The following is a 20,659-nucleotide window of genomic DNA, read 5'->3' on the forward strand; positions in this document are numbered from 1 at the left end:
GAAATGAACAGCCGTTCCATTCTGGCCGCGATGGCTATGGCGACCGCCTTGTCGGGCTGTAACCTGGCGCCGAACTATGATCGCCCGATCGGCGCAGTTCCTTCTGCCTTGCCGCAGGAGGGAACCTATCCCCGGGCGGCCAGCGACGCGCCGGATATCAGCCAGATTGGCTGGCGTGATTTCTTCCTCGATCCGCGGCTCCAGCAGGTGATTGATTCTGGCCTGTCCAACAATCGGAACCTCCGGATTGCTGCCGGCAACGTGCTGCAGGCGCGCGCGCAATATCGAATCCAACGCGCCGATCGTGTACCAAGCACGACCGTTTCCGGCTCTGGTACCTTTACTAACAATATCTTTGGTGCGGGGGGCGGCGCGGCGGGAGCCGGGGCAATAGGCGGCGGAGCTGGGGTTGGCGCGGGGGCCGGCGCGGGCCCTGGAAATCTCGGCGCACGCGGCGGATCATCGAACCTTGAGATCTACTCGGTCAACGCTGGCTTTTCGGCGTTCGAACTCGATCTGTTCGGTCGCGTGCGTAACCTGTCTCAAGCGGCGCTGGAGCAATATTTCGCCACCGAAGAAGCACAGCGGGCGACGCGCATCAGCCTTATTGCCGAGATCGCCAACGCATGGTTGACCATGGCGTCGGACCAAGAGCAGCTTCGTATCAGTCGCGCGACATTGAAGACGTTTGAGCAATCGCTGAACCTTACGCGGGCGCAGTTCCGCATCGGTGTCGCTTCAGAGCTCGAAGCGCGGCAGGCGGAGACGAACTATCAGGCCGCCCGCAACGATATCGCGACGCTGCAGACGCGCGTGGCCCAGGATCAGAATGCGCTGAACCTTCTGGTTGGAGCGACAGTGCCAGCGAACTTCTTACCGCAGGGGCTCAGTGCCGCGCCGGTTACCCGCGATGCGCTTCCGGGTAATCTTTCGTCCGACATTCTGTTGCGCCGGCCTGACGTCTTGCAGGCGGAGCACCAACTGATCGCGCAAAATGCCAACATCGGTGCGGCCCGCGCTGCGTTCTTCCCACGGATCTCTTTGACCGCGACGATTGGTACCATCTCGACAGCCCTGTCTGGCCTCTTCGCAGGCGGCAGTTTCACTTACAATGCTGCCCCGTCGATTGGGCTTCCGCTGTTTGACGGCGGGCGCAATGCCGCGAACCTTGAGTACGCTAAAGCGTCCCAGCAAGTGGCGGTGGCAACGTATGAACGTGCAGTACAGACCGCGTTTCGTGAAGTTTCTGATGCCTTGGCGCAGCGTGGGACGATCGATGAGCAGATCGCTGCGCAGACCGCGCGCGCAGAAGCCGCCAGCGTTGCGGCTCGGCTTTCTGAAGCACGCTACCAGGCAGGGATCGATTCCTTCCTGGTCTCGCTTGACGCTCAACGCACGGCTTATGCTGCGCAGCAGCAATTGATTGCCACCCGTCTCTCTCGTGGGAATAATCTTGTTGAACTATACCGCTCGTTCGGGGGCGGGCTCAACTGATCGAGTGCAAGGTCTTGCAAGTGGGAACGAAATGGATACTCTCCCGTAGATAGGACGAGGAGAGAGCCGATGGTGCCGAAAGAGCGCGCGGGCGACGAAACACTGGTGATCTTGCAAAGCTTGCTTTGCTTGCTCCGGGAAAAGAACGTGCTGACCCGCGCAGATATCGAGACATTGTGTGAACGGGTAGCGATGCGGGCAAGCCAGGCCGAACGAGATCCCTTCCCATGTGCTGCCGAGGCGGCGCGTAACGCCGCGGCGGAGATGGCGCGGATCGGTGGATATATCGGCTCGCATTACGGTGGAAAGCATCGGCGCATCTAAGGCAGCTTTGTGAAGCGGTGCTTGCCCGCGAACCTTCTTGCGGGCAGCGCGTTGGCATGTCGATGAAGCTATTTCACGTCAGTGATGTGCACTTCGGAGCGGAAGACCCGAAGGCGCTGGATTGGTTCGCCCGCTGCGTTGCTGATGAGGCGCCGGACGCCGTCATCATGACCGGTGACCTCACGATGCGTGCCAAGCCGCGCGAGTTTGATGCCGGTGGTAAGTGGCTCCTGTCGCTAGGAGTGCCGGTGACAATCGAGGTCGGCAATCACGACCTACCCTATTATTGGGATCCGTTGCGGCGCCTGCTCAGTCCCTACAAGCGCTATGGTGCGGCCGAGCGGCTGATAGAGAGGACCCTGGATCTGCCCGGTGTCTCGATCATCCCGCTGAAAACCACCGCCCGGGCGCAATGGCGTTGGAACTGGTCGAAAGGCCATGTGAGTTCCGGAGCACTCCGCGACGCGTTGGACCTCGCCGAAGCCGTGCCGAAGGGCAATTTGATCTTTGTGGCGGGGCATCATCCCCTCATCGAAGGCGGGACGCGCGGTACTGCCAAGACGCGTAACGGCGAGAAAGCGCTGGCGGCGTTAGCCGACGCAGGCGTTCATGCCATACTTTCCGGGCATGTTCATGATCCGTTTGATAAGCCGGTGCAGGTGGGGGATTGGACCGTCCGGATGATTGGGGCCGGCACCCTGTCCAAGAGGCTCCGCATGTCTCCGCCCGCATTCAATGAGATCCGAATCGACGGCGGCCGGTTCGAAACACTGGCGCGTACCTTGTCACCTGAGCCGAAGCATCAAATCAGCAGGACCTCTCGCGCCGGCCTCTCTTAAGTAATTGGCGATGATCAGTGCGCTTCGCTGTCGACCTACGGTTAAAGCTAGGCCCGCAAAGCCAGTTCCTCTGCCGATGGAGGCTTGAGTGAGTGAGCGATCGATCGCGCTAAACCGCTTTGGCCTGGGCGCGCGGCCGGACGAGCCGGAGATAGCGAACGCTCCCGGGGCGGCGCGTGATTGGCTTTCCGCTCAACTGATTGCCTATGATCCGCAGCCGCCGCCACTACGGCAGGCTGCGGGTAGCGCGGCGATCCTCAACGACATTGCCGACTACCAAGCTCAGGGTCGAGCAGTCAGAACAAGCAAGTTTCGGCCCGATGTCTCTGGGCAAGCCGAGCCGTCATCAGTTGCGGTTGGGGACGATGCAGCAGTGGCGCTGCGCAGGCGAGCCCGTAGTGCATTGCGGCTCCACTATGTCGATGCAGTAAATGCAAGAGTGGCAGCCGCACTCGTTAGCAGGACACCCTTTGCGGAGCGGATGGTCCATTTCTGGTCCAATCACTTTGCGGTTTCGGCTGACAAGATCTCCGTCTCTCCCCTGGCGGGATCCTTTGAGTTCGAGGCCATTCGCCCGCATGTCATGGGCAAGTTCAGCGACATGCTGAAAGCGGCGGAGTGCCACCCCGCTATGCTCCTCTATCTCGACCAAGTGGTGTCGATTGGACCGGGCAGCGTCTTTGGTCGGCGCCCACGTGTTGCCGCCCGGCGGCAGGGACTGAACGAAAACTTGGCGCGTGAGATTCTGGAGCTGCATACGCTGGGCGCGCGCACCGGCTATAGCCAGGCAGACGTGACGGAGTTCGCGCGGTCGCTGACCGGGTGGACCGTTCCAGGAATTGGGCGACGCATCGGTTCTCGTGAGGTCACAGGCGGATCCGCATTCCTGCCGGAGTTGCACGAATTAGGCACCCGAACGATTCTCGGCAAGGCGTATTCTCAGGAAGCCGAAGCGCAGGCCGAAGCCGTGTTGCATGATCTCGCGCATAGCCCCGCCACTGCTCGCCACCTCGCGACCAAGCTCACGAGACATTTCGCGGGTGATACGCCGGCGCCGGCCATGGTCGCTCGGCTGGAAAACGCGTTTCTGCGGTCCGGGGGAGACCTCCCCACGTTGTACAGGACGATTATCTTGTCGCCGGAAGCGTGGGTGACGGAGCCCGTCAAGTTCCGCAGCCCGTGGGAATGGTCGCTGGCTGCGTTGCGAGCCTTGGGCTCTAGGCTCCCCGACGGCGGCTCCGCTGTGGGTCTGCAGGAACAGCTTGGCCAACGGGTCTGGAGGCCGGGGCAGCCGAGCGGCTTTAATGATATCGCTGCGACTTGGGCGGGACCGGACGCGCTGATGCGCCGCGTAGAGGCGGCAGAGCGACTGGCTCAGCGCGCTGGTGCCACTGACGCGCGAGCGTTGGCATCGACGCTCTTTCCGGATGCCGTAGGTGCCGCCACCTTGGATGCCCTAGATAGGGCGGAAAGCCCCGGTCAGGCCCTGGCGCTCCTGCTTGTCGCGCCTGAAATGATGCGGAGGTAAGCCATGCTGGATCGTCGATCGTTTCTGGTCCGCGGCACGCTGGCAACGCTGACTGCTGGCGCGATGCCCCGAATGGCGTTTGCCCGCGCGGCGACGCAGAAGCGTTTCGTGTTCATCATTCAGCGCGGCGCGGCAGACGGCATCGGTACGGTGATGCCGGTCGGAGACCCGGCCCACGCTGCGGTCCGTCAGAGCTTCGCCGAAGACGCTTCAGCCGGCGCGAAGCTAGACGGCATGTTCACCCTGCATCAGGGGTTGTCGAAAGCGGCCCAGCTATACCGGCAGCGGCAGGCTTTGTTCATTCACGCGGTCGCATCGCCCTACCGTGACCGATCGCATTTCGACGGTCAGAACGTCCTCGAGACGGGCGGTGCCAGCGCCTATCAGGTGCGCGATGGTTGGATGAACCGCTTGCTGGACCTGTTGCCGCGAGACGGCGCGCGGGCAATTGCCGTTTCTGCAACCATGCCGGCGGCACTGAGGGGGGGAAACGAAGTGGCGAGCTACGCGCCCTCGGTTCTGCCGGATGCCTCCGACGACCTGCTGCAGCGGGTTACCATGCTTTATCAAGGTGATGCGCAGCTTTATGCGCTTTGGAGCGAGGCGTTGAGCGTGCGGGGTCTGGTGGGGGATCAGTCGGAGCACGCCGGGCGCGAGTCTGCTGCCACCGGGCGGTTGGCTGCGCAGTTGCTCCTGCCGGCCGACGGCGCACGGATCGCGATGATCGAGACCGGCGGGTGGGACACTCACAGCGGCCAGCGCGCGCGGCTCGCCGGTGGGCTGAAGAACCTTGACTCCATGCTTGCCGCTCTTCAGCTCGGGCTAGGCGCGGCCTGGCAGGAGACGTTGGTGCTTGTGGCCACTGAGTTTGGCCGAACGGTGACGGTGAACGGTACCGGGGGTACCGACCACGGGACAGGCGCGGCGGCGATGCTGTTTGGCGGTCGTGTGCGAGGTGGCCGTGTCATCGCGGACTGGCCAGGAATCGCGGCCGCCCAGCTATACGAGGGGCGCGACCTTCGGCCTACCGCCCGACTCGATGATGTCATTACCGGAGCACTATCGGCCCATTTCGGCCTCGACCCGGATCGCGTTGGTACGGCGCTATTTCCGGCACTCAGCGGACGTGCGCCGACATCCGGCCTGGTCGCCTGAACGGGCGGTTGGCGCAAACGAAAAGCCGCCCGCGTCGGATCGACACGGGCGGCTCGCGCTTTTCGAGAGGGAACTCTCGGAAAAACTTAGTTGGCGGTCAGAACCTGAACCGAGCCCTCCTGCGGAGCCTGGAAAGCGACCGGGGTGCCGCCCACGGTGCCGGTCACGCGCTGGCCGTTCAGCACGAGGCGGAAACGATCACCGCCCACGCGGCGGCCGGTGATGACGGTGGCGCCGCCACGGCCTTCGCTGGTCGTGTAGACGTACGTCTGGTTTTCGTGCTGGAACGACTTTTGAGCTTCCGCCTGCGCAGCGAGGGGCGCCAGAGCGGTCAGAAGAGCGGCGGTGGTGATCAGCTTGCGCATCGGACAATCCTTGGGTGAGAACCTAATCTTTTCGCAACTGCAACATATGTGCTGCACTGCGGCGCGGCGATCGCAAAAACTTTTTTCGCAATTGCAGAAAACGCAGTCGTCGCGTGATTTGTCGCTGGCGCTGCGTTGGTCTATCGCGCGCGGCTTCACGAACACGATTGGTTGCCATGACGCTCTACTCTCGCTTTGCCGCTCACATCGATGACGTGCTGAATGCGCTTGAAACGGCGGGTGTGCTGACACCCGGCATCGATCGGCGCGCGGTGACGGTGGAGCCTCCGCGCGATCCGTCGCATGGCGATCTCGCGACGAATGCCGCGATGGTTCTCGCCAAGGCAGCGAAGTTGAATCCGCGGGCGCTGGCGGAAAAGATCGCCGCTGAATTACAACAGCGTGATGACGTGGCCGCTGTGGAGGTGGCAGGGCCGGGCTTCATCAACATGCGGCTGACCGATGACAGCTGGCGTGCCGAGTTGGACGCCATCATCGAGGGAGCGGCCGATTACGGCCGCGGCCTTGGCGGGCAAACCACTGTGAATATCGAGTACGTCTCCGCCAATCCGACCGGCCCGATGCACATGGGCCATTGCCGGGGGGCGGTGGTAGGTGACGCGCTGGCCGCGCTGCTGGAGTTCGCGGGGCACCGCGTCGTTCGCGAATATTACGTCAATGATGCCGGCGGGCAGGTGGATGTCCTCGCCCGTTCGGCGCATCTGCGTTATCGTGAGGCGCTTGGCGAAGACGTCGGGGCGGTTCCGGAAGGGCTCTACCCCGGGGATTATCTTGTGCCCGTCGGCAAGATGCTGGCCGAAGAATTTGGCCCGCAATACGTCGGCGCGCCGGAGGCGGAATGGCTTGCGCTGTTCCGGACCCGGGCCGTTGCTTCGATGCTGGAACTGATCAAGGCCGATCTCGCGCTGCTCGGTATTCACCACGACCTATTCTCGTCCGAGGCCGAGCTTCAGGCAGCCGGCAAGCCCGAAGCTGCCGAAGCGTGGCTGCGTGCGCGCGACCTCGTGTATGACGGCACGCTTGAGGCTCCCAAGGGCGAAACGCCTGACGATTGGGAGCCGGTCGAGCTGCCGCTTTTCCGCTCCAGCCGCTTCGGCGACGATCAGGACCGGCCGATCAAGAAGTCCAACGGACAATGGACGTACTTCGGCGCTGACCTCGCATATCACTTCCAGAAAGCACAGGGCGCGGACGAACTGATCGACATCTGGGGCGCGGATCATGCCGGCACGGTGAAGCGCATCCAGGCTGCGGTCGCGGCGCTGACCGAGGGGAAGACGCGCTTCGACGTGAAGCTCGTGCAGATGGTTCGCCTGCTGCGCGGTGGCGAGCCGGTGAAGATGTCCAAACGCGCGGGCAATTTCGTGACGCTTGCCGATGTCGTGCGCGAGGTGGGCAAGGACGTCGTCCGCTTCACGATGCTCACCCGTCGCTCGGATGCGCAGATGGACTTTGATTTCGCCAAGGTCGTGGAGGCGTCGAAGGACAATCCGGTATTCTATGTGCAATATGCCCATGCGCGGGTTGCGTCGCTGCGGCGCCGCGCAGCGGAGGCCAGTATCGATACCGCCGCGGTTGATCTGTCCCGCCTTGATACGGAGGAACTCGGCCTGGTGAAGCTCGCGGCGCAATTCCCGCGGGTGGTGGAAACCGCTGCGGCGTCCCGTGAGCCGCACCGGATTGCCTTTTATCTCTATGACTTGGCGGCAGCTTTTCACGCGCTGTGGAATGTCGGCAACGATCGACCCGACCGGCGCTTCCTGCTACCCGACGATCATGCGCTGACTGCCGCGCGTCTGTTCTTGGCGGAAGGCGTCGGGCAAATTATTCGCAACGGCCTCTCCATCATGGGCGTGGAGGCGGTGTCGGAGATGTAAGACATGGCGCGCGACGAAATCGACCTCCGGGACGAAGACCGGCTTCCTTGGCTGGAAACGGTGGAACCGGACGAGCCGGAGGGCCCAGGCATGCTGCGGGTCGCCGCCCTCGTCGGGGTTGGCCTCGTGCTGCTTGCCGCCATTGTCTTTGCGGTGCTGAACTTTCAGCAGCGCACGCCGGACGGGCAGGGCGAACTGATCGCCGCGCCGCAGGGCGACTACAAGATCAGGCCGGATGATCCGGGCGGACTGAAGGTGGAAGGCGAGGGCGATTCCGCCATTGCCGCGAGCGCTGGGTCGAACGCCCCCGCCGCCATCGACTTGAAGGCCGTGCCCGAAGCCCCGATCGACGGTCGCCGCGCGCAGGCGGCTGCTGCCCCGGTAACCGGCGGCAGCGCGCGCACCGTGGCCGAAGTACCTGGATCAACTGGTCGCCTGACGGCTACGGCGCCGATGTCCGCGCCGAAGAAGGCGGTCCCCGGCGTCGGGTCTGGCGGGTCGCTCGTCCAGCTTGGCGCCTTCCCGAGCGAAGCGGCGGCCAATGCGGCCTGGAGTGCGCTGGCCAAGCGCTTCGCTTATGTGGCGACGCTGGGGAAGACGGTGCAATCGGCAGAGGTGAATGGGCGCCAGGTTCATCGGCTGAAGGTAAACGCAGGCAGCACCGATGCCGCCGCCGATCTGTGCGGCCGACTGACCGTGGCAGGCGAAAAGTGCTTTGTAACCAGCTGAGGCACGTCGTGCTGCTGTGTCAGCAAGCGTGGACGTGCTTTTGCCGCGACGGCCGCGTTTGCGGATGGTGAAAAGCAGCCCGCCTTTCGCTAACACACCCGCATGAAACCAGTGATCTTCGGCCTTTCCGGGCCGGTCCTCACCGCCGATGAACGCGCGTTCTTCGCGCAGGCACGCCCGGCAGGCTACATCCTGTTCAAGCGCAATTGCGTCGATCGCAGCCAGCTTCGTGCGCTGACCGATACACTTCGCGAGGTTGAGGGCCGCAGCGACGTGGCAATCCTGGTCGATCAGGAAGGCGGGCGGGTTGCGAGGCTCGGGCCGCCTGAATGGCCGACGTTTCCGGGTGGGCCGCAGTTCGACCGCTTATACAACATCGCGCCCATGTCCGCGATCGAGGCCGCGCGCGCAAATGCCACGGCGTTGGGTATGATGCTGGCAGAGGTTGGCATCACCGTTGATTGTCACCCCATCCTAGACGTGATCCGGCCGGAAACCACCGAGGCGATCGCCGTCAGGGCGTTCGGCAGCGAGCCGATGCGGGTCGCCGCGATGGGCCGCGCGACGCTCGAGGGCTTGGCTGCCGGGGGGGTCGTCGGTGTGGTCAAGCACATGCCGGGGCATGGCCGCGCCTTGGTCGACTCGCATCATCTGCTGCCAACCGTGACCGCGAGCGAGGCGGACCTCGAGGACGATCTTGCGCCGTTTCGCGCGCTTGCCCATGCCCCGATGGGCATGACCAGCCACATCGTCTTCGAGGCGTGGGATCGCGAGCGCCCCGCCACCATGTCACCGACCATTATCGAGGACGTGATCCGCGGCCGGATTGGCTTCGACGGTCTGCTGATGACCGACGACATCGACATGAAGGCGCTGTCCGGTACGCCCGCCGATAAGGCAGCGGGCGCAATCGCCGCCGGCTGCGACGTGGTGCTCGATTGCTGGGCGCGGATGGATGAGATGATCGCGATCGCCGATCGTCTGAGTGACATCTCGCCGCGCGCTCGTGAGCGCCTGGACGCGGCGATGGGGAGCGTGACGGCAGAGGAGGGCGAATTCGCGGCGCTGATCGCCAAGCGCGATGCCCTGCTCGCGCTGGCGGCGTGATCGGCGAGCAGCTAACGCTCGATCTCGATGGCTGGGAAGGGCCGCTCGATCTCTTGCTCAATCTGGCGCGGGCGCAGAAGGTTGATCTGAAAGAGATTTCGATCCTCGCGCTGGTTGAACAATATCTTGCCTATGTGGAGCGTGCCAGAACGCTGCAGCTGGAATTGGCCGCGGATTATCTCGTGATGGCGGCGTGGCTTGCGTATCTGAAATCGGCGCTTTTGCTGCCGCGTGATCCCGAGATCGAGCCAAGTCCGGAAGAGCTCGCGCTGCGTCTCCAGTTGCGGCTGGAGCGGCTGTCGGCGATGCGGGAGGCAGGGGCGCGGCTGATGGCGCGGGATCGGCTTGGGCGCGATGTATTCAGGCGTGACGCGCCTGAGGGGCTGCGCACGGCGCGCAAGGCAAGCTGGTCCGCCGGCATCTTCGATCTCATCTCCGCTTATGGACGGGTCAGCGCCCGTACACGCCCCGTCATGCATGTGGTACAGGATCGGGAGGTCATGACGCTGGATGCGGCGATCGCGCGGATCGCGGCGTTGATCGGATCGACGATCGACTGGACAATGATCGAAACCTTCTTGCCGGAGGGCGCAGGCGAGGCGCTGCGGCGCTCGGCCCTCGCGTCCAGCTTTCTCGCGGCCTTGGAACTGGCGCGGCAAGGCAAGGTGGAGCTGCATCAGCGCGGGCCATTCGAGCCGCTGTACCTGCGCGTGCCTGCGTGACACCGGCGGACGATTTCGCGCGAGCGGTGGAAGCCGTGCTTTTTGCTGCCGACGAGCCGATGTCGATCGACGGAATTCGGGCGCATGTGGGCAAGGGAGACGTGCGCGGGGCGCTGGAGCGGCTCGCGGTCGATTACGCGGGGCGGGGCATCAACCTGGTCCGCCGGGGTGATCGCTGGCTCTTCCAGACCGCCGGCGACATGGCGCATTTTCTTCGCCGCAGCCGGGAAGAGGTCCGCCGGCTCAGCCGCGCAGCGATCGAGACGCTGGCGATCATCGCCTATCACGAGCCGGTCACGCGCGCCGAGATCGAGGCGATCCGCGGCGTGCAGATTTCCAAGGGAACGCTCGACGTGCTGATGGACGCTGGCTGGGTCCGGCCAATGGGCCGGCGAGAGGTGCCGGGGCGACCGCTTACCTTTGCAACGACACCGGGGTTTTTAACGCATTTCGGCCTGGAGTCTCGCCGTGACCTGCCGGGGATCGAGGATTTGCGCGCGGCCGGCCTGCTGGACCCGATTGATCTCGCGACGGAAGAACTGGCGGTGGAAAAGCCCGGCGATGACGACTAGATGGGCGCGACTTCAGGAGAATCCTAATGGGTAGCTTCAGCCTCCCGCATATTCTTGTTCTGGCAATCGTTGCGGTCCTCCTGCTCGGCGGCGGCCGCTTTTCGAGCCTGATGGGCGACGTCGCGAAGGGCGTGAAGAACTTCAAGAAAGGCATGTCCGAGGAAGACGAGGACGCGGCTGTAAAGCCGGCACAGCGCATCGAGGCGCAGCAGGCAGCACGGCCCGCGTCTGAAACTGTGGTTCAGGACGACAAGGTGGCGCGCTGATCTGACATTCGCCGGACGGCGCGACTCATGCTCGACTTCAATTTCTCGGAGATGGCGGTTGTGGCGCTTGTGGCGCTACTCGTCATCGGCCCCAAGGACTTGCCCAAGGCGCTGCGGGTGCTTGGTTATTGGGTGGGGAAGGCGCGCGGCGTTGCGCGCCAGTTTCGTGCCGGATTCGACGAAATGGTCCGTGAGGCCGAGCTCGCCGACATGGAAAAGAAGTGGAAGGAGGAGAATGAGCGGATCATGCGTGAGCATCCGATGCTGACGCCCGCCGCGCCTGCTCATGGCGAGCTGGCCTCCTTCGAGGCTCCAGCGTCCGATCTGCCATGTGAGGATCCGACCCGTGCCGAGGGGTCGGCCGAGGCGATCATGGTGGAGCGCCCCGAGGTCATGGCTGGGCCAGCGTCAGAGCCACCCCTGCCGCAAGACAAGGCCGCGTCGTGAGCACTGCCGGCGAACTGGACGATAGCCGGGCACCGCTACTCGATCACCTCATCGAGCTGCGGCGGCGTCTGCTGTATTGCATGGCCGCGATCGTCCTCACCTTTTTCGTCTGCTATTATTTCGCGGAGACGATCTTTGCGTTTCTCGTTCAGCCGTTGTTGGCGGCCGGGCAGACGCGGCTGATCTATACCGAGATCTTCGAGGCCTTCTTCGTTCAGGTGAAGGTGGCATTCTTTGCCGCGATGATGGCGTCTTTCCCCATCATCGCCAATCAGCTATGGCAGTTCGTCGCCCCCGGGCTCTATCGCAACGAGAAGCGGGCGTTGTTGCCCTTCCTTCTGGCAACGCCGGTGCTGTTTCTGAGTGGCGCCGCCATGGCCTATTACATCGCCGTGCCGATGGCGCTCCACTTCCTGCTGAGCTTCCAGGGTGATGTCGGCGGGGTAAATCAGGAAGCCTTGCCGGCGATCGGCAATTACCTGTCGTTCATCATGCAGTTCCTGTTCGGCTTCGGCGTCGCCTTTCTGCTTCCCGTGCTGCTGATGCTGCTCGAGCGTGGTGGGATCGTCACCCGCCAGCAGCTTGTATCTGCCCGGCGCTACGCGATCGTCGGCGCGTTCGCCATTGCGGCGGTGCTGACGCCGCCCGATGTCGGGTCGCAGTTGTTGCTCGCGATCCCGCTGTGCTTTCTTTACGAGCTTGCCCTGGTCGGCATCTGGTTCACCGAGCGCAAACGCGCACGCGCGAGCGAGCAGCTTTCCGCAGAATAGCAAAACGGCGGAGGCGATCTTGGTCGCATCCGCCGCTGCTAACACTGTGGAAAAAGCGAAGCTTACTTCGCGCCGTCTGCAGTCTTGGCGACGGTGTTGCCCGCCGAGGAAACGTCGCGGCCCACACCTTCCACCGTGTTGCACGCGCTGATCAGCAAGGCACCCGCTACTGCCAGCACACCCATCATCTTTTTCATACGTCCTCCTGTAAACACAACTGATCTGCCATCATCGCAAATGCGCGATGCAGTTGTTCGTTCCAACGGCGTTATGAAAGAGAGCGGACGTAATAAGGCCCGGAAGCGTCACCGGGGGGGGAGGGTTGACGCTTCCGGGCCTATGTCGTGGATAGCGAGAGCGGGGGGGCATAAGGTCGCTATCCGAAGAGTAGAACGCCACTTCGCAATGGCGGTTCCAAGAAGATCACGGATTTTTTCCGGCGCGTAGTTAACGCGATTTGCGCTCGCGTGTGCTCAATCTTTGCCGAGAACGGCGATTGAAATTTCATAGGCGCCGGTGAGGGGATCATGATGCAGCGGCGCGCGCAGCTGACGCGAAAGCCCTTCGATCACACGGCCGAAGCGGGTAGCGAGGCCATCGCGAAGGAGCGGCCCGTCAATCAGGGCAGGGGATGATACCCGCAGCGTTGCGCGATCGACCTCGCTTGCTCCCTTGACTGACAGGCGCAGATGAGCGGCCGGATCGCAGGTCACCGCCAGTTCAATCAGTTCCGTCGCGAGAAAGGCAACGGCGACGGCCACATCCTGTGAAACGAGATAAGGATCGGTATCTAACTGGATTCGAAGCTGGATGCCCTCAGCAGCCGTCGCCCTGATGTTGGAAGCGAGCTCACCCAGCATCGGCCGAAGACCTAGGCCGCGGTTTTCCTCCATCTCAGCAAAGTGATTGCGATGAACAACCGCGAGCGCATCGACGCGGCGCTGAATGGAGGCATAGGCTTGCGCCGCCTCTGGCGAGCGCGCGCCGCGTGCGTGAAAATTGATGAGCGACGAGATGACCTGAAGATTGTTCTTCACGCGGTGGTGAACTTCGCGCGTGAGCTTGGTCTGTCGCACCAGCCCTTCGGCAAGCCCCGCCTCGTGAATGGCGACGGTTCGGGTGAGTGCCCTGAACGTCTCGCCAAGCTCCCGAAGCTCTTGCGCGGGCAGGGCGCGGATCACGGCCGGATCGGGTTCCTCGCCCGGCGTGAAGGCGGCGACGTGGGCGCGCAACTGCCGCAACGGCCGGATCAGCAGGCGATCAACGACAAACCAGGCGATCCCGGCCGCCGCAGCCCACATCACCAGCGGTAGAAGCAATGCGATGACCAGCGGGGACGTAATTGGCGCTGAGCGCACCTGCATTGCCAAGGACAACTCGCCGATTCCCAGATCGGTCACATTGCTTTCCCGCCGCTCAAAGGCGTGTTCCCTCGGCATCGGCTCAAGGATGAGTTCCTCACCCTGCCGTTTGAGCTGGGCGGCGTAAGCGGGGGTAAAGCCGCTGGGACGGCTCAACTCGGCGATAAAGCTCTTGGGGAAAAAGGCCGATGCGGCGACACTTCCTGAGCGGCCGACAACCCCGAGCAACAAGCCATTTCCCGGCACGATCCGCGCAGCAACTGCGGAGTTTCGAGCCGCACGTGCGACTTCCAGCCCGCGCGGAAAATTGCTGCCGCACAACAGGCGGCCGCGCCGATCAAAGACGGCAAAACGTGCGCCGTTGAAGGATTGCTGCGCAAAGACGCCCTGAACCCGCGCGCAACTCGGTGTGTCCAGCGGATCACTTTCAAGTGCATCAACGGCGACGCGAAGCGCGGTCATGTCGCCGATCAACTCGATCGCGATGGCGCGGCTGCTTTCGGCGGAGGCAACGCGCAGGCTGGCCCTAGCTTCCGCATCGGCGATCTGCGTGATCCGCAGCGTTGCGAAAAGAGCGATGATAGCCAGCGGCAGAAGCGCGATGGAGACAATGATGAGCAGCTTCGCGCCGGTCGGCCAGCGCATCAACAGCGTCGGCGTCATCGCGCCAGTGCGCGAATCTTCCGGCGCCTGCGTGGTCATGAAGGGGTTTTAATCTAGCTTGCTGAGAAGGGAAATCATCTCGTCCGGCACGGACTCGTCGATTGTCTTCTGATATATTGACCGTAGCGCTGCGCCCATATCCCGATCCTTGGACTGCACCGCGGTGCCGCCCTTTGTCTTGACCGGTTTTTTCGGCGCTTCCTTTTCCGAAACCAACGCTAAGCCCCCTGAACCACCCGTTCCGCGTGACGATGAATTTCTCTTGGCCTGATACGGCCCGCGGCGCCAGCCTGTTGATCAAGGCTGGCGACGGTGAAACCAAAAAGCCGCTCGTTGGTTCCACCTGTCGGCGACGAATTGCGTCGTCGGGCGTCATGCGTCCGCGGGGGTTTGTCGAAGAAGTTGATCAATCCGGGCGCGGCGCGCAAAGCCACGCCTTCATCTATTGGGAGTCGTTCCGCCTCATGTCGCTTGGACAACAGCTCGCCCCGCATCTGCCCTTCCTTCGTCGGTATGGGCGGGCGCTCACCGGCAGCCAATCGCACGGCGACAAATATGTGCGTGCCACGCTGGAGGCGATCGTTGCGGCGCCCAACGAATTTCCCCGCGACGTGGATCCGCGGCTGGGGCTCTACCGCACCTTCCAGGTGATCTGGAATTCCACCAACGACGGCGAGCAGGCTGACCCGGGCGATGTTGACGATCAGGAGTCGATCGCCCGTGCACGGCTGGCGCGCATGACGCCCTTGTCGCGGCAGGCGCTGCTGCTCACCGCGATGGAAGGGTTTACGGTCGAAGACGCCGCTTACCTGGTCGACACCACGCCCAGCGAAGTAGAGGCACTGGTTGCCGAGGCGCTGTCCGAAATCGAGAAGCAGACCCGCGCACGGGTGCTCATCATCGAGGATGAGCCGATCATCGCCATGGATATCGAAACCATTGTGCGTGATCTTGGCCATGAAGTGACCGGCGTGGCGGTCACCCGTGATGAGGCCGTCGCGCTCGCCATGGAGGATCGCCCCGGCCTGGTGCTAGCGGACATTCAGCTTGCCGATGACAGCTCGGGCATCGACGCGGTGAAGGACATTCTTCAGGAATTCCAGGTGCCGGTGATCTTCATCACGGCGTTCCCCGAGCGGCTGCTGACCGGCGAGCGGCCCGAGCCGACGTTCCTGATCACCAAGCCGTTCCAGCGATCAACGGTGAAGGCGGCAATCAGCCAGGCCTTGTTCTTTGATCAATCAACCGCGCCGGTTTCGTAAATCGATACGGAGCCAAAACGAGGCTGAGGGGTTGAGCAGGCATGGCAAACGAAAACGAACGTATCGAAGTGACGACGGACGAGGCGCGAGCCGGTAGCACGCCGCACATGACGCGCTACATCCTGCCAATGTCCCTCGTCCTTGTTGTGGTGATCTTCGCCTTCATCCTCTTTGCACGGCAGTAAGCAGCGGACGATGTTAACGGAGCGGCTGGCTAATCGCGCCGACGATGCCTATCTTGCGCAAAGAACACCGGAACTTGCCGGTGCGGGGAAGAAGCGACACGACATGACCGAAACTGAACCGCGCACGATGGACGCGGCCGATGAGGTGTCGGTCGAACACGTTTCTTTGTCGGACCCCGAGTTCAAGAAGCAGCTGGCGCAGGTGATCCCGCACCTTCGCGCTTTTGGCCGATCGCTCTCGGGCAATCGCGATCTTGCAGACGATCTGGTGCAGGAAACATTGCTGAAGGCCTGGGCGGCGCGGAAGCGCTTTCAGGCGGGCACCAACATGCGCGCCTGGACCTTCATCATCCTGCGGAACCTGTACCTCTCGCAAATGCGCCGCGCGCGCTTCAAGGGTGAGTGGGACGATCTGGTAGCGGATCGTTTGCTCGCCGCCCCCGCCAGCCAGGACAAGCACGTCGAGCTGGCAGATATGCAGCGCGCGCTGCTTCACCTGCCACAGCCACAGCGCGAGGCGCTGATCCTGGTTGGAGCGGGCGGCTTCGCTTATGAAGAAGCGGCTGAGATCTGCGGCGTGGCAGTTGGCACTATCAAGAGCCGCGTCGCGCGTGGCCGGGTGGCGCTTGAAACACTGATGAGCGGCAGTGACATGACGTCCCGTACGGACCACACCATCACGAGTGTGAAGCCGACACTTGACGAGATCATGGATGAGGTGGACGAGCTCAGCCGGGATCGCTGAGCTCGCTTGCCTTCACTGGCGTTGACTGGTTATTCGGTCGAGCCGCGCCAATGCTCTTGCGAGCTCATCGGGCAGCCCCCGGCGCTCCACATAGGTAAATCGCAGCGACTCGCCGATCGCGTCGGTGATGCGCGGGCGTGGGACGAAATACTCGCCGCCGCCGCGCTCTCCTGAGTGATGTTCATGTCCCATCATAGCCGCTAGAACGGGCGACTGGGCCGAAAGGTTTCAACGCAATTCTGGTGGTGTGTCACTTGTCAAGCGGAAAAACCCTGGATCACGCGCTGGCGGACGCGACAGCGCGCGCGCGCAGCTGTTCGAACTTCCTTGCCAATCTTCTTGATCGAGAGGGTGAATTCTCCGGGGATATACTGACAGCACCTCTGAATGTCGCGGCTGACGACGTGCCGACTGGTAAGGCGCTACGTGTGGCGCGCAGGCGGCTCGCGCTTCAAGTGGCGCTCGGCGATCTTGCCGGTGTCTTCGATCTTACGGAAGTGACGCATCGGCTCACCGACTTTGCCGATCGTGCGCTGGACCTGGCCATTCGGACTGCCATTCGCGAGCGGACTCCCGATGCGGATCCCGCGGGGTTTGTGGCGATCGCGCTTGGCAAGCAGGGCAGCCGCGAGCTGAACTATTCGTCGGATATCGACCCAATCTTTCTGTTCGATCCGCACACGCTGCCGACGCGCAAGAATGAGGAGCCGGTGGACGCCGCGGTTCGCATCGGCCGCCGTGTTATCGAGCTGCTGCAAGCGCGCGATGCCGACGGTTATGTTCTGCGGGTCGACTTGCGGCTACGGCCGACGCCGGAGGTGACGCCAATCGCGGTGCCGATCGATGCGGCGATCGTCTATTACGAATCGCAAGCGCTGCCCTGGGAGCGGGCGGCCTTCATTCGGGCCCGTCCGGCGGCGGGCGATCTGGCGCTCGGTCGGTCGTTTCTGGAGGCTATCGGCCCATTCATCTGGCGCCGCAGCCTGGATTTTGGCGCGATCGGTGAGATCGTGGAGATCACGCGGCGCATTCGCGATCATCATTCGCAGGGGCAGACGTTTGGCCCCGGCTACGACCTGAAGCGCGGCCGAGGCGGCATTCGCGAGATCGAATTCTTTGCGCAGATTCATCAGCTGATCCACGGTGGCCGTGATCCCGCGCTGCGGGTTGGCGACACGCGCGCGGCACTGGCGGCGCTTGCCGCCTCTGGCCGGATCGAGGCGTGCGATGCGGCAGCGTTGAGTGAGGCCTATGTGGTATTGCGCACGGCCGAACATCGCGTGCAGATGATCGATGATCGCCAGACCCATTCGCTGCCGACGGGGGATGCGCTGGACCGTGTCGCCCGCTTGGATGGCCGGGCAGATGGGGAGGCGTTGCTCGCGCACTTGCTGCCCCATGTCACGCGCGTGGCGGAGATTTTCGACCGGCTCGCCGCGCCCGGCGCGGCCGCCCTGTCGACCGATCCGGACACTCTGGCCGCCCATTTATCGCACGCCGGGCTAAACGACACGGCGGTCGCACTGACGCGAATCGCAAGCTGGCGCGCTGCCCGTTATCCGGCTCTCCGCAGCGCCGCGGCGCAGAGCGCGCTCGAAGCCGTGCTGCCGGGCTTGATCGGCACGCTTGCTGAAGCGCCGGAGCCCAAAGCGGCGTTGAACCGGCTCGACCGGCTCTTCGAACGGCTGCCCAGTGCCGTGAACATCTTCCGGCTGCTCGAAGCTCGGCCCGCGCTTTCGGTGCTGCTGGTGCAGTTGCTCAGCCATGCACCGACGCTGGCAGAGGAACTTGCCCGCCGACCCGATCTGCTAGACGGCTTGATCGATGCGTCCGCCTTCGATGCGGTGCCGGGCGTTTCCGAGCTCGCTGCCGAGATGCGGTTGAAAACGGGGACCGACTATCAGGCGCAACTCGATCACGTGCGCCGGATCGTGGCGGATCGTCGGTTCGCACTTGGGGCGCAGATTATTGCCGGCGCTTCCGACCCCCTGGCGGTCGCCTCCGGCTACTCGCGAGTGGCGGAAGCCGCGATCGAGGTGCTCGCCACGGCGGCGGTGGACGAATTTTCGCGCGCGCACGGGCACGTGCCCGGTAGCGAATTCGTGATCCTGGCGCTTGGTCGGCTGGGCGGCGGCGCGCTTACCCAGGCCTCCGATCTCGATCTCGTTTACCTGTTCACAGGCGATTTCGCCGGGGAGTCGGATGGCCCTAAGCCGCTCGGTGCCACCTTATATTACAACCGCCTGGCGCAACGGGTAACCGCGGCACTTTCCGTGCCCACGGCCGCTGGCCCGCTATACCCGATCGACACTAGGCTGCGACCTTCGGGCAACCAGGGCCCGTTGGCCGTAAACTTCGAATCGTTCGCGCGGTATCAGCGCGAAAATGCCTGGACGTGGGAGCATATGGCGCTGACCCGCGCCCGCCCGGTGTTCGGTTCACCGGCTGCTCGCGAAGAATTGCAGGCGATCATCGACGATGTGCTCGGCGGCAACCGGCCGGAGCGGAATGTCATTGATGACGCGCTAAGAATGCGCGCCGACATGGCAGCGCACAAGCCGCCCGCCGGGCCGCTCGATGCCAAGCTGCTGCCCGGCGGGCTGGTTGACCTCGAATTTGCCGTGCACGTGCGGCAGCTCCAGACCCGGCGCGGCTTTGATCCGCATCTGGGGCGCGCCATTGCGGCGCTTGACCTGCCCCCGAGCCTCGGACCGGCGCACGATCTGCTAACCCGAATGATCGTGACGTTGCGGCTCGTGGCACCGGACGCAGCCGAGCCCGACCTTCCGGCGACCCGCGCGCTGATCGCGCGTGCCCTCCGGCTGGAAGACTGGTCGGCGGTCCGCGCGGCGCTGGACAGCGCGCGGCAGGAGGTTACGGCCGCGTGGAAAGGAGTGACTTATGGACATGCTGCCCGACGTGAAGGTGACGGCGCCTGACGGCACGGCCGTGCGCCTGAGGGACCAAGCACTGCCTCTGGTGGTCTATTTCTACCCGAAGGACGACACCAAAGGCTGCACCCGTGAAGCGCAGGACTTTTCGGCGCTCGCTGACGAGTTCACCAATGCGGGGGTCTCGGTGCTCGGAATTTCGCGCGACACGCCCGCAAAACACCAGAAGTTCATCGCCAAATACGACCTGGCGGTCGCGCTGGCGAGCGACGAGGACGGCTCTGCCTGTGAGGCGTTCGGTACCTGGGTGGAAAAGTCGATGTACGGCCGCACCTATATGGGAATCGAGCGCGCGACCTTTCTGTTCGACCGCGAGGGCCGTGTGGCCCGAGAATGGCGCAAGGTGAAGGTTGCCGGCCACGCCGACGCGGTGCTGGAAGCGGCGCGGGCGCTGTGAACAGCGTCGCCGACGCAGCGCGCCGCGTGCTGACCGCCGCTGACCCGAATGAAAAGGTGAAGGCCGCCCGCCAAGCGGCACGAGCGTGGCGGCAGGGCAAATTGGCTCACTCCTTTGATGCGGCTATGCCGGACGTTCCCGCTCGTCCAGCGCTTCCGGAACTGCTGCCGCCGAACCGCATGCCCAAGCGTGGGAAGGGCGGCTCGGAACGTGGCAGGCTGGCGCTGCTGCACGCGCTGGCACACATCGAGTTCGTCGCCATGCACCTGGCCTTCGACATGGCGGCACGGTTCGGCGCCGGATTCCCGCGCGACTTCGTGGATGATTGGTTCTCGGTCGGCGCGGACGAGGCCATGCATTTCGCCATTCTTGACCGCCGGCTGCGGGCGCTTGGCAGCTTCTACGGCGCGCTGCCCGCCCACGCTGGCTTGTGGGAGGCGGCAAGTGCCACCGCGCACGACCCTCTCGCCCGGTTGGCCGTGGTGCCGATGGCGCTGGAAGCGCGCGGGCTGGATGTGACGCCAGTCACCGTCGAGCGGTTCCGCATGAGCGGGGACGAGACCAGCGCGCGCGTCCTCGAGCGCATCTACAACGACGAGATCCGTCATGTGCGCTTTGGAACAAAGTGGTTCGACGCAGGATGCAAAGATAAGGGCCTGATTCCCGCGGCTCACTGGCAATCCCTGATTGGAACGCATTTTCGCGGGGTGGTGAAAGGCCCGTTCAACGACTCAGCGCGCGACTCTGCCGGCCTGACGCGGGAATATTACGCCGCTATTGCCTAATGTACGTAGAAGGAGCCAGTGATCGGTGTCCGGGGAGCGGGGGGCCGCAATCCAGACCAGTTTCGATACTGCGCGTCGGGCGTGTCTCGGCGGG

Annotated in this window: 22 protein-coding genes; 19 read left to right on the top strand and 3 right to left on the bottom strand. The window is 63.8% G+C overall.

Going from position 1 to position 20,659, the window contains the following annotated elements:
• The first annotated feature begins 3 nt into the window (after positions 1 to 3).
• From SPMU_RS15165 to SPMU_RS15185, 5 genes are all read left to right on the top strand, one after another.
• Positions 4 to 1,494, top strand: coding sequence for an efflux transporter outer membrane subunit (locus SPMU_RS15165; RefSeq protein WP_140418488.1), 1,491 nt, complete (start codon positions 4 to 6; stop codon positions 1,492 to 1,494).
• Positions 1,495 to 1,563: 69 nt separating this feature from the next.
• Complete coding sequence (locus SPMU_RS15170; protein WP_088334961.1) at positions 1,564 to 1,818, top strand: hypothetical protein; 255 nt, start codon at positions 1,564 to 1,566, stop codon at positions 1,816 to 1,818.
• A gap of 62 nt (positions 1,819 to 1,880) precedes the next feature.
• Positions 1,881 to 2,657, top strand: a complete 777-nt coding sequence (locus SPMU_RS15175) for a metallophosphoesterase family protein (RefSeq protein WP_088335157.1) — start codon at positions 1,881 to 1,883, stop codon at positions 2,655 to 2,657.
• An 88-nt stretch (positions 2,658 to 2,745) separates the two neighbouring features.
• The gene (locus SPMU_RS15180) at positions 2,746 to 4,185 is read left to right on the top strand and encodes a DUF1800 domain-containing protein (protein WP_088334963.1); all 1,440 of its coding nucleotides are present in this window, start codon (positions 2,746 to 2,748) and stop codon (positions 4,183 to 4,185) included.
• A 3-nt stretch (positions 4,186 to 4,188) separates the two neighbouring features.
• Complete coding sequence (locus SPMU_RS15185; protein ID WP_088334965.1) at positions 4,189 to 5,340, top strand: DUF1501 domain-containing protein; 1,152 nt, start codon at positions 4,189 to 4,191, stop codon at positions 5,338 to 5,340.
• A gap of 86 nt (positions 5,341 to 5,426) precedes the next feature.
• Here the strand turns inward: SPMU_RS15185 and SPMU_RS15190 are convergent, their stop codons facing one another.
• On the bottom strand, positions 5,427 to 5,705 hold the full coding sequence (locus tag SPMU_RS15190; RefSeq protein WP_088334967.1) for a hypothetical protein: 279 nt from the start codon (positions 5,703 to 5,705) through the stop codon (positions 5,427 to 5,429).
• A 176-nt stretch (positions 5,706 to 5,881) separates the two neighbouring features.
• Here SPMU_RS15190 and argS point away from each other — a divergent pair, with 176 nt between their 5' ends.
• From argS to tatC, 8 genes are all read left to right on the top strand, one after another.
• The gene (gene argS / locus SPMU_RS15195; RefSeq protein ID WP_088334969.1) at positions 5,882 to 7,603 is read left to right on the top strand and encodes an arginine--tRNA ligase; all 1,722 of its coding nucleotides are present in this window, start codon (positions 5,882 to 5,884) and stop codon (positions 7,601 to 7,603) included.
• Positions 7,604 to 7,606: 3 nt separating this feature from the next.
• Positions 7,607 to 8,332, top strand: coding sequence for an SPOR domain-containing protein (locus tag SPMU_RS15200; protein ID WP_088334971.1), 726 nt, complete (start codon positions 7,607 to 7,609; stop codon positions 8,330 to 8,332).
• A gap of 102 nt (positions 8,333 to 8,434) precedes the next feature.
• Positions 8,435 to 9,439, top strand: coding sequence for a glycoside hydrolase family 3 N-terminal domain-containing protein (locus tag SPMU_RS15205; protein WP_088334973.1), 1,005 nt, complete (start codon positions 8,435 to 8,437; stop codon positions 9,437 to 9,439).
• Entirely contained in the window at positions 9,436 to 10,161 is a 726-nt protein-coding gene (locus SPMU_RS15210) for a segregation and condensation protein A (protein WP_088334976.1), read from the top strand. Before SPMU_RS15205 ends, SPMU_RS15210 begins: the two co-directional genes overlap by 4 nt.
• A complete protein-coding gene (scpB, locus tag SPMU_RS15215) occupies positions 10,158 to 10,733 on the top strand; it encodes an SMC-Scp complex subunit ScpB (RefSeq protein WP_088334978.1) in 576 nt (191 codons plus the stop codon). Before SPMU_RS15210 ends, scpB begins: the two co-directional genes overlap by 4 nt.
• 26 nt (positions 10,734 to 10,759) lie before the next feature.
• The gene (locus SPMU_RS15220) at positions 10,760 to 10,999 is read left to right on the top strand and encodes a twin-arginine translocase TatA/TatE family subunit (protein ID WP_088334980.1); all 240 of its coding nucleotides are present in this window, start codon (positions 10,760 to 10,762) and stop codon (positions 10,997 to 10,999) included.
• Between the two features lie 27 nt (positions 11,000 to 11,026).
• The gene (tatB, locus tag SPMU_RS15225) at positions 11,027 to 11,446 is read left to right on the top strand and encodes a Sec-independent protein translocase protein TatB (RefSeq protein ID WP_088334982.1); all 420 of its coding nucleotides are present in this window, start codon (positions 11,027 to 11,029) and stop codon (positions 11,444 to 11,446) included.
• A complete protein-coding gene (gene tatC / locus SPMU_RS15230; RefSeq protein WP_088334984.1) occupies positions 11,443 to 12,216 on the top strand; it encodes a twin-arginine translocase subunit TatC in 774 nt (257 codons plus the stop codon). The genes tatB and tatC overlap by 4 nt, the downstream gene beginning before the upstream one ends.
• A 62-nt stretch (positions 12,217 to 12,278) precedes the next feature.
• Here the strand turns inward: tatC and SPMU_RS15235 are convergent, their stop codons facing one another.
• Both SPMU_RS15235 and SPMU_RS15240 read right to left on the bottom strand, forming a co-directional pair.
• Positions 12,279 to 12,413, bottom strand: a complete 135-nt coding sequence (locus tag SPMU_RS15235) for an entericidin A/B family lipoprotein (RefSeq protein WP_088334986.1) — start codon at positions 12,411 to 12,413, stop codon at positions 12,279 to 12,281.
• Positions 12,414 to 12,689: 276 nt separating this feature from the next.
• A complete protein-coding gene (locus SPMU_RS15240) occupies positions 12,690 to 14,279 on the bottom strand; it encodes a sensor histidine kinase (RefSeq protein ID WP_245833394.1) in 1,590 nt (529 codons plus the stop codon).
• Positions 14,280 to 14,704: 425 nt separating this feature from the next.
• Here SPMU_RS15240 and SPMU_RS15245 point away from each other — a divergent pair, with 425 nt between their 5' ends.
• The 6 genes from SPMU_RS15245 to SPMU_RS15265 all read left to right on the top strand — a co-directional run bounded on the left by SPMU_RS15245 (position 14,705) and on the right by SPMU_RS15265 (position 20,565).
• Positions 14,705 to 15,502 (top strand): response regulator, encoded by a 798-nt coding sequence (locus SPMU_RS15245; RefSeq protein WP_088335161.1) that lies wholly within the window; start codon positions 14,705 to 14,707, stop codon positions 15,500 to 15,502.
• Between the two features lie 41 nt (positions 15,503 to 15,543).
• On the top strand, positions 15,544 to 15,687 hold the full coding sequence (locus SPMU_RS16985; RefSeq protein ID WP_169715736.1) for a hypothetical protein: 144 nt from the start codon (positions 15,544 to 15,546) through the stop codon (positions 15,685 to 15,687).
• 103 nt (positions 15,688 to 15,790) lie between these two features.
• Positions 15,791 to 16,432, top strand: coding sequence for a sigma-70 family RNA polymerase sigma factor (locus SPMU_RS15250; RefSeq protein ID WP_088335163.1), 642 nt, complete (start codon positions 15,791 to 15,793; stop codon positions 16,430 to 16,432).
• Positions 16,433 to 16,686: 254 nt separating this feature from the next.
• Complete coding sequence (locus tag SPMU_RS15255) at positions 16,687 to 19,371, top strand: bifunctional [glutamine synthetase] adenylyltransferase/[glutamine synthetase]-adenylyl-L-tyrosine phosphorylase (RefSeq protein ID WP_245833396.1); 2,685 nt, start codon at positions 16,687 to 16,689, stop codon at positions 19,369 to 19,371.
• A complete protein-coding gene (locus SPMU_RS15260; protein WP_088335166.1) occupies positions 19,334 to 19,780 on the top strand; it encodes a peroxiredoxin in 447 nt (148 codons plus the stop codon). Before SPMU_RS15255 ends, SPMU_RS15260 begins: the two co-directional genes overlap by 38 nt.
• Positions 19,777 to 20,565 (top strand): ferritin-like domain-containing protein, encoded by a 789-nt coding sequence (locus SPMU_RS15265; protein WP_245833398.1) that lies wholly within the window; start codon positions 19,777 to 19,779, stop codon positions 20,563 to 20,565. Before SPMU_RS15260 ends, SPMU_RS15265 begins: the two co-directional genes overlap by 4 nt.
• Positions 20,566 to 20,659 lie beyond the last annotated feature (94 nt).

It is taken from the genome of Sphingomonas mucosissima (assembly GCF_002197665.1).
GTDB lineage: Bacteria > Pseudomonadota > Alphaproteobacteria > Sphingomonadales > Sphingomonadaceae > Sphingomonas > Sphingomonas mucosissima.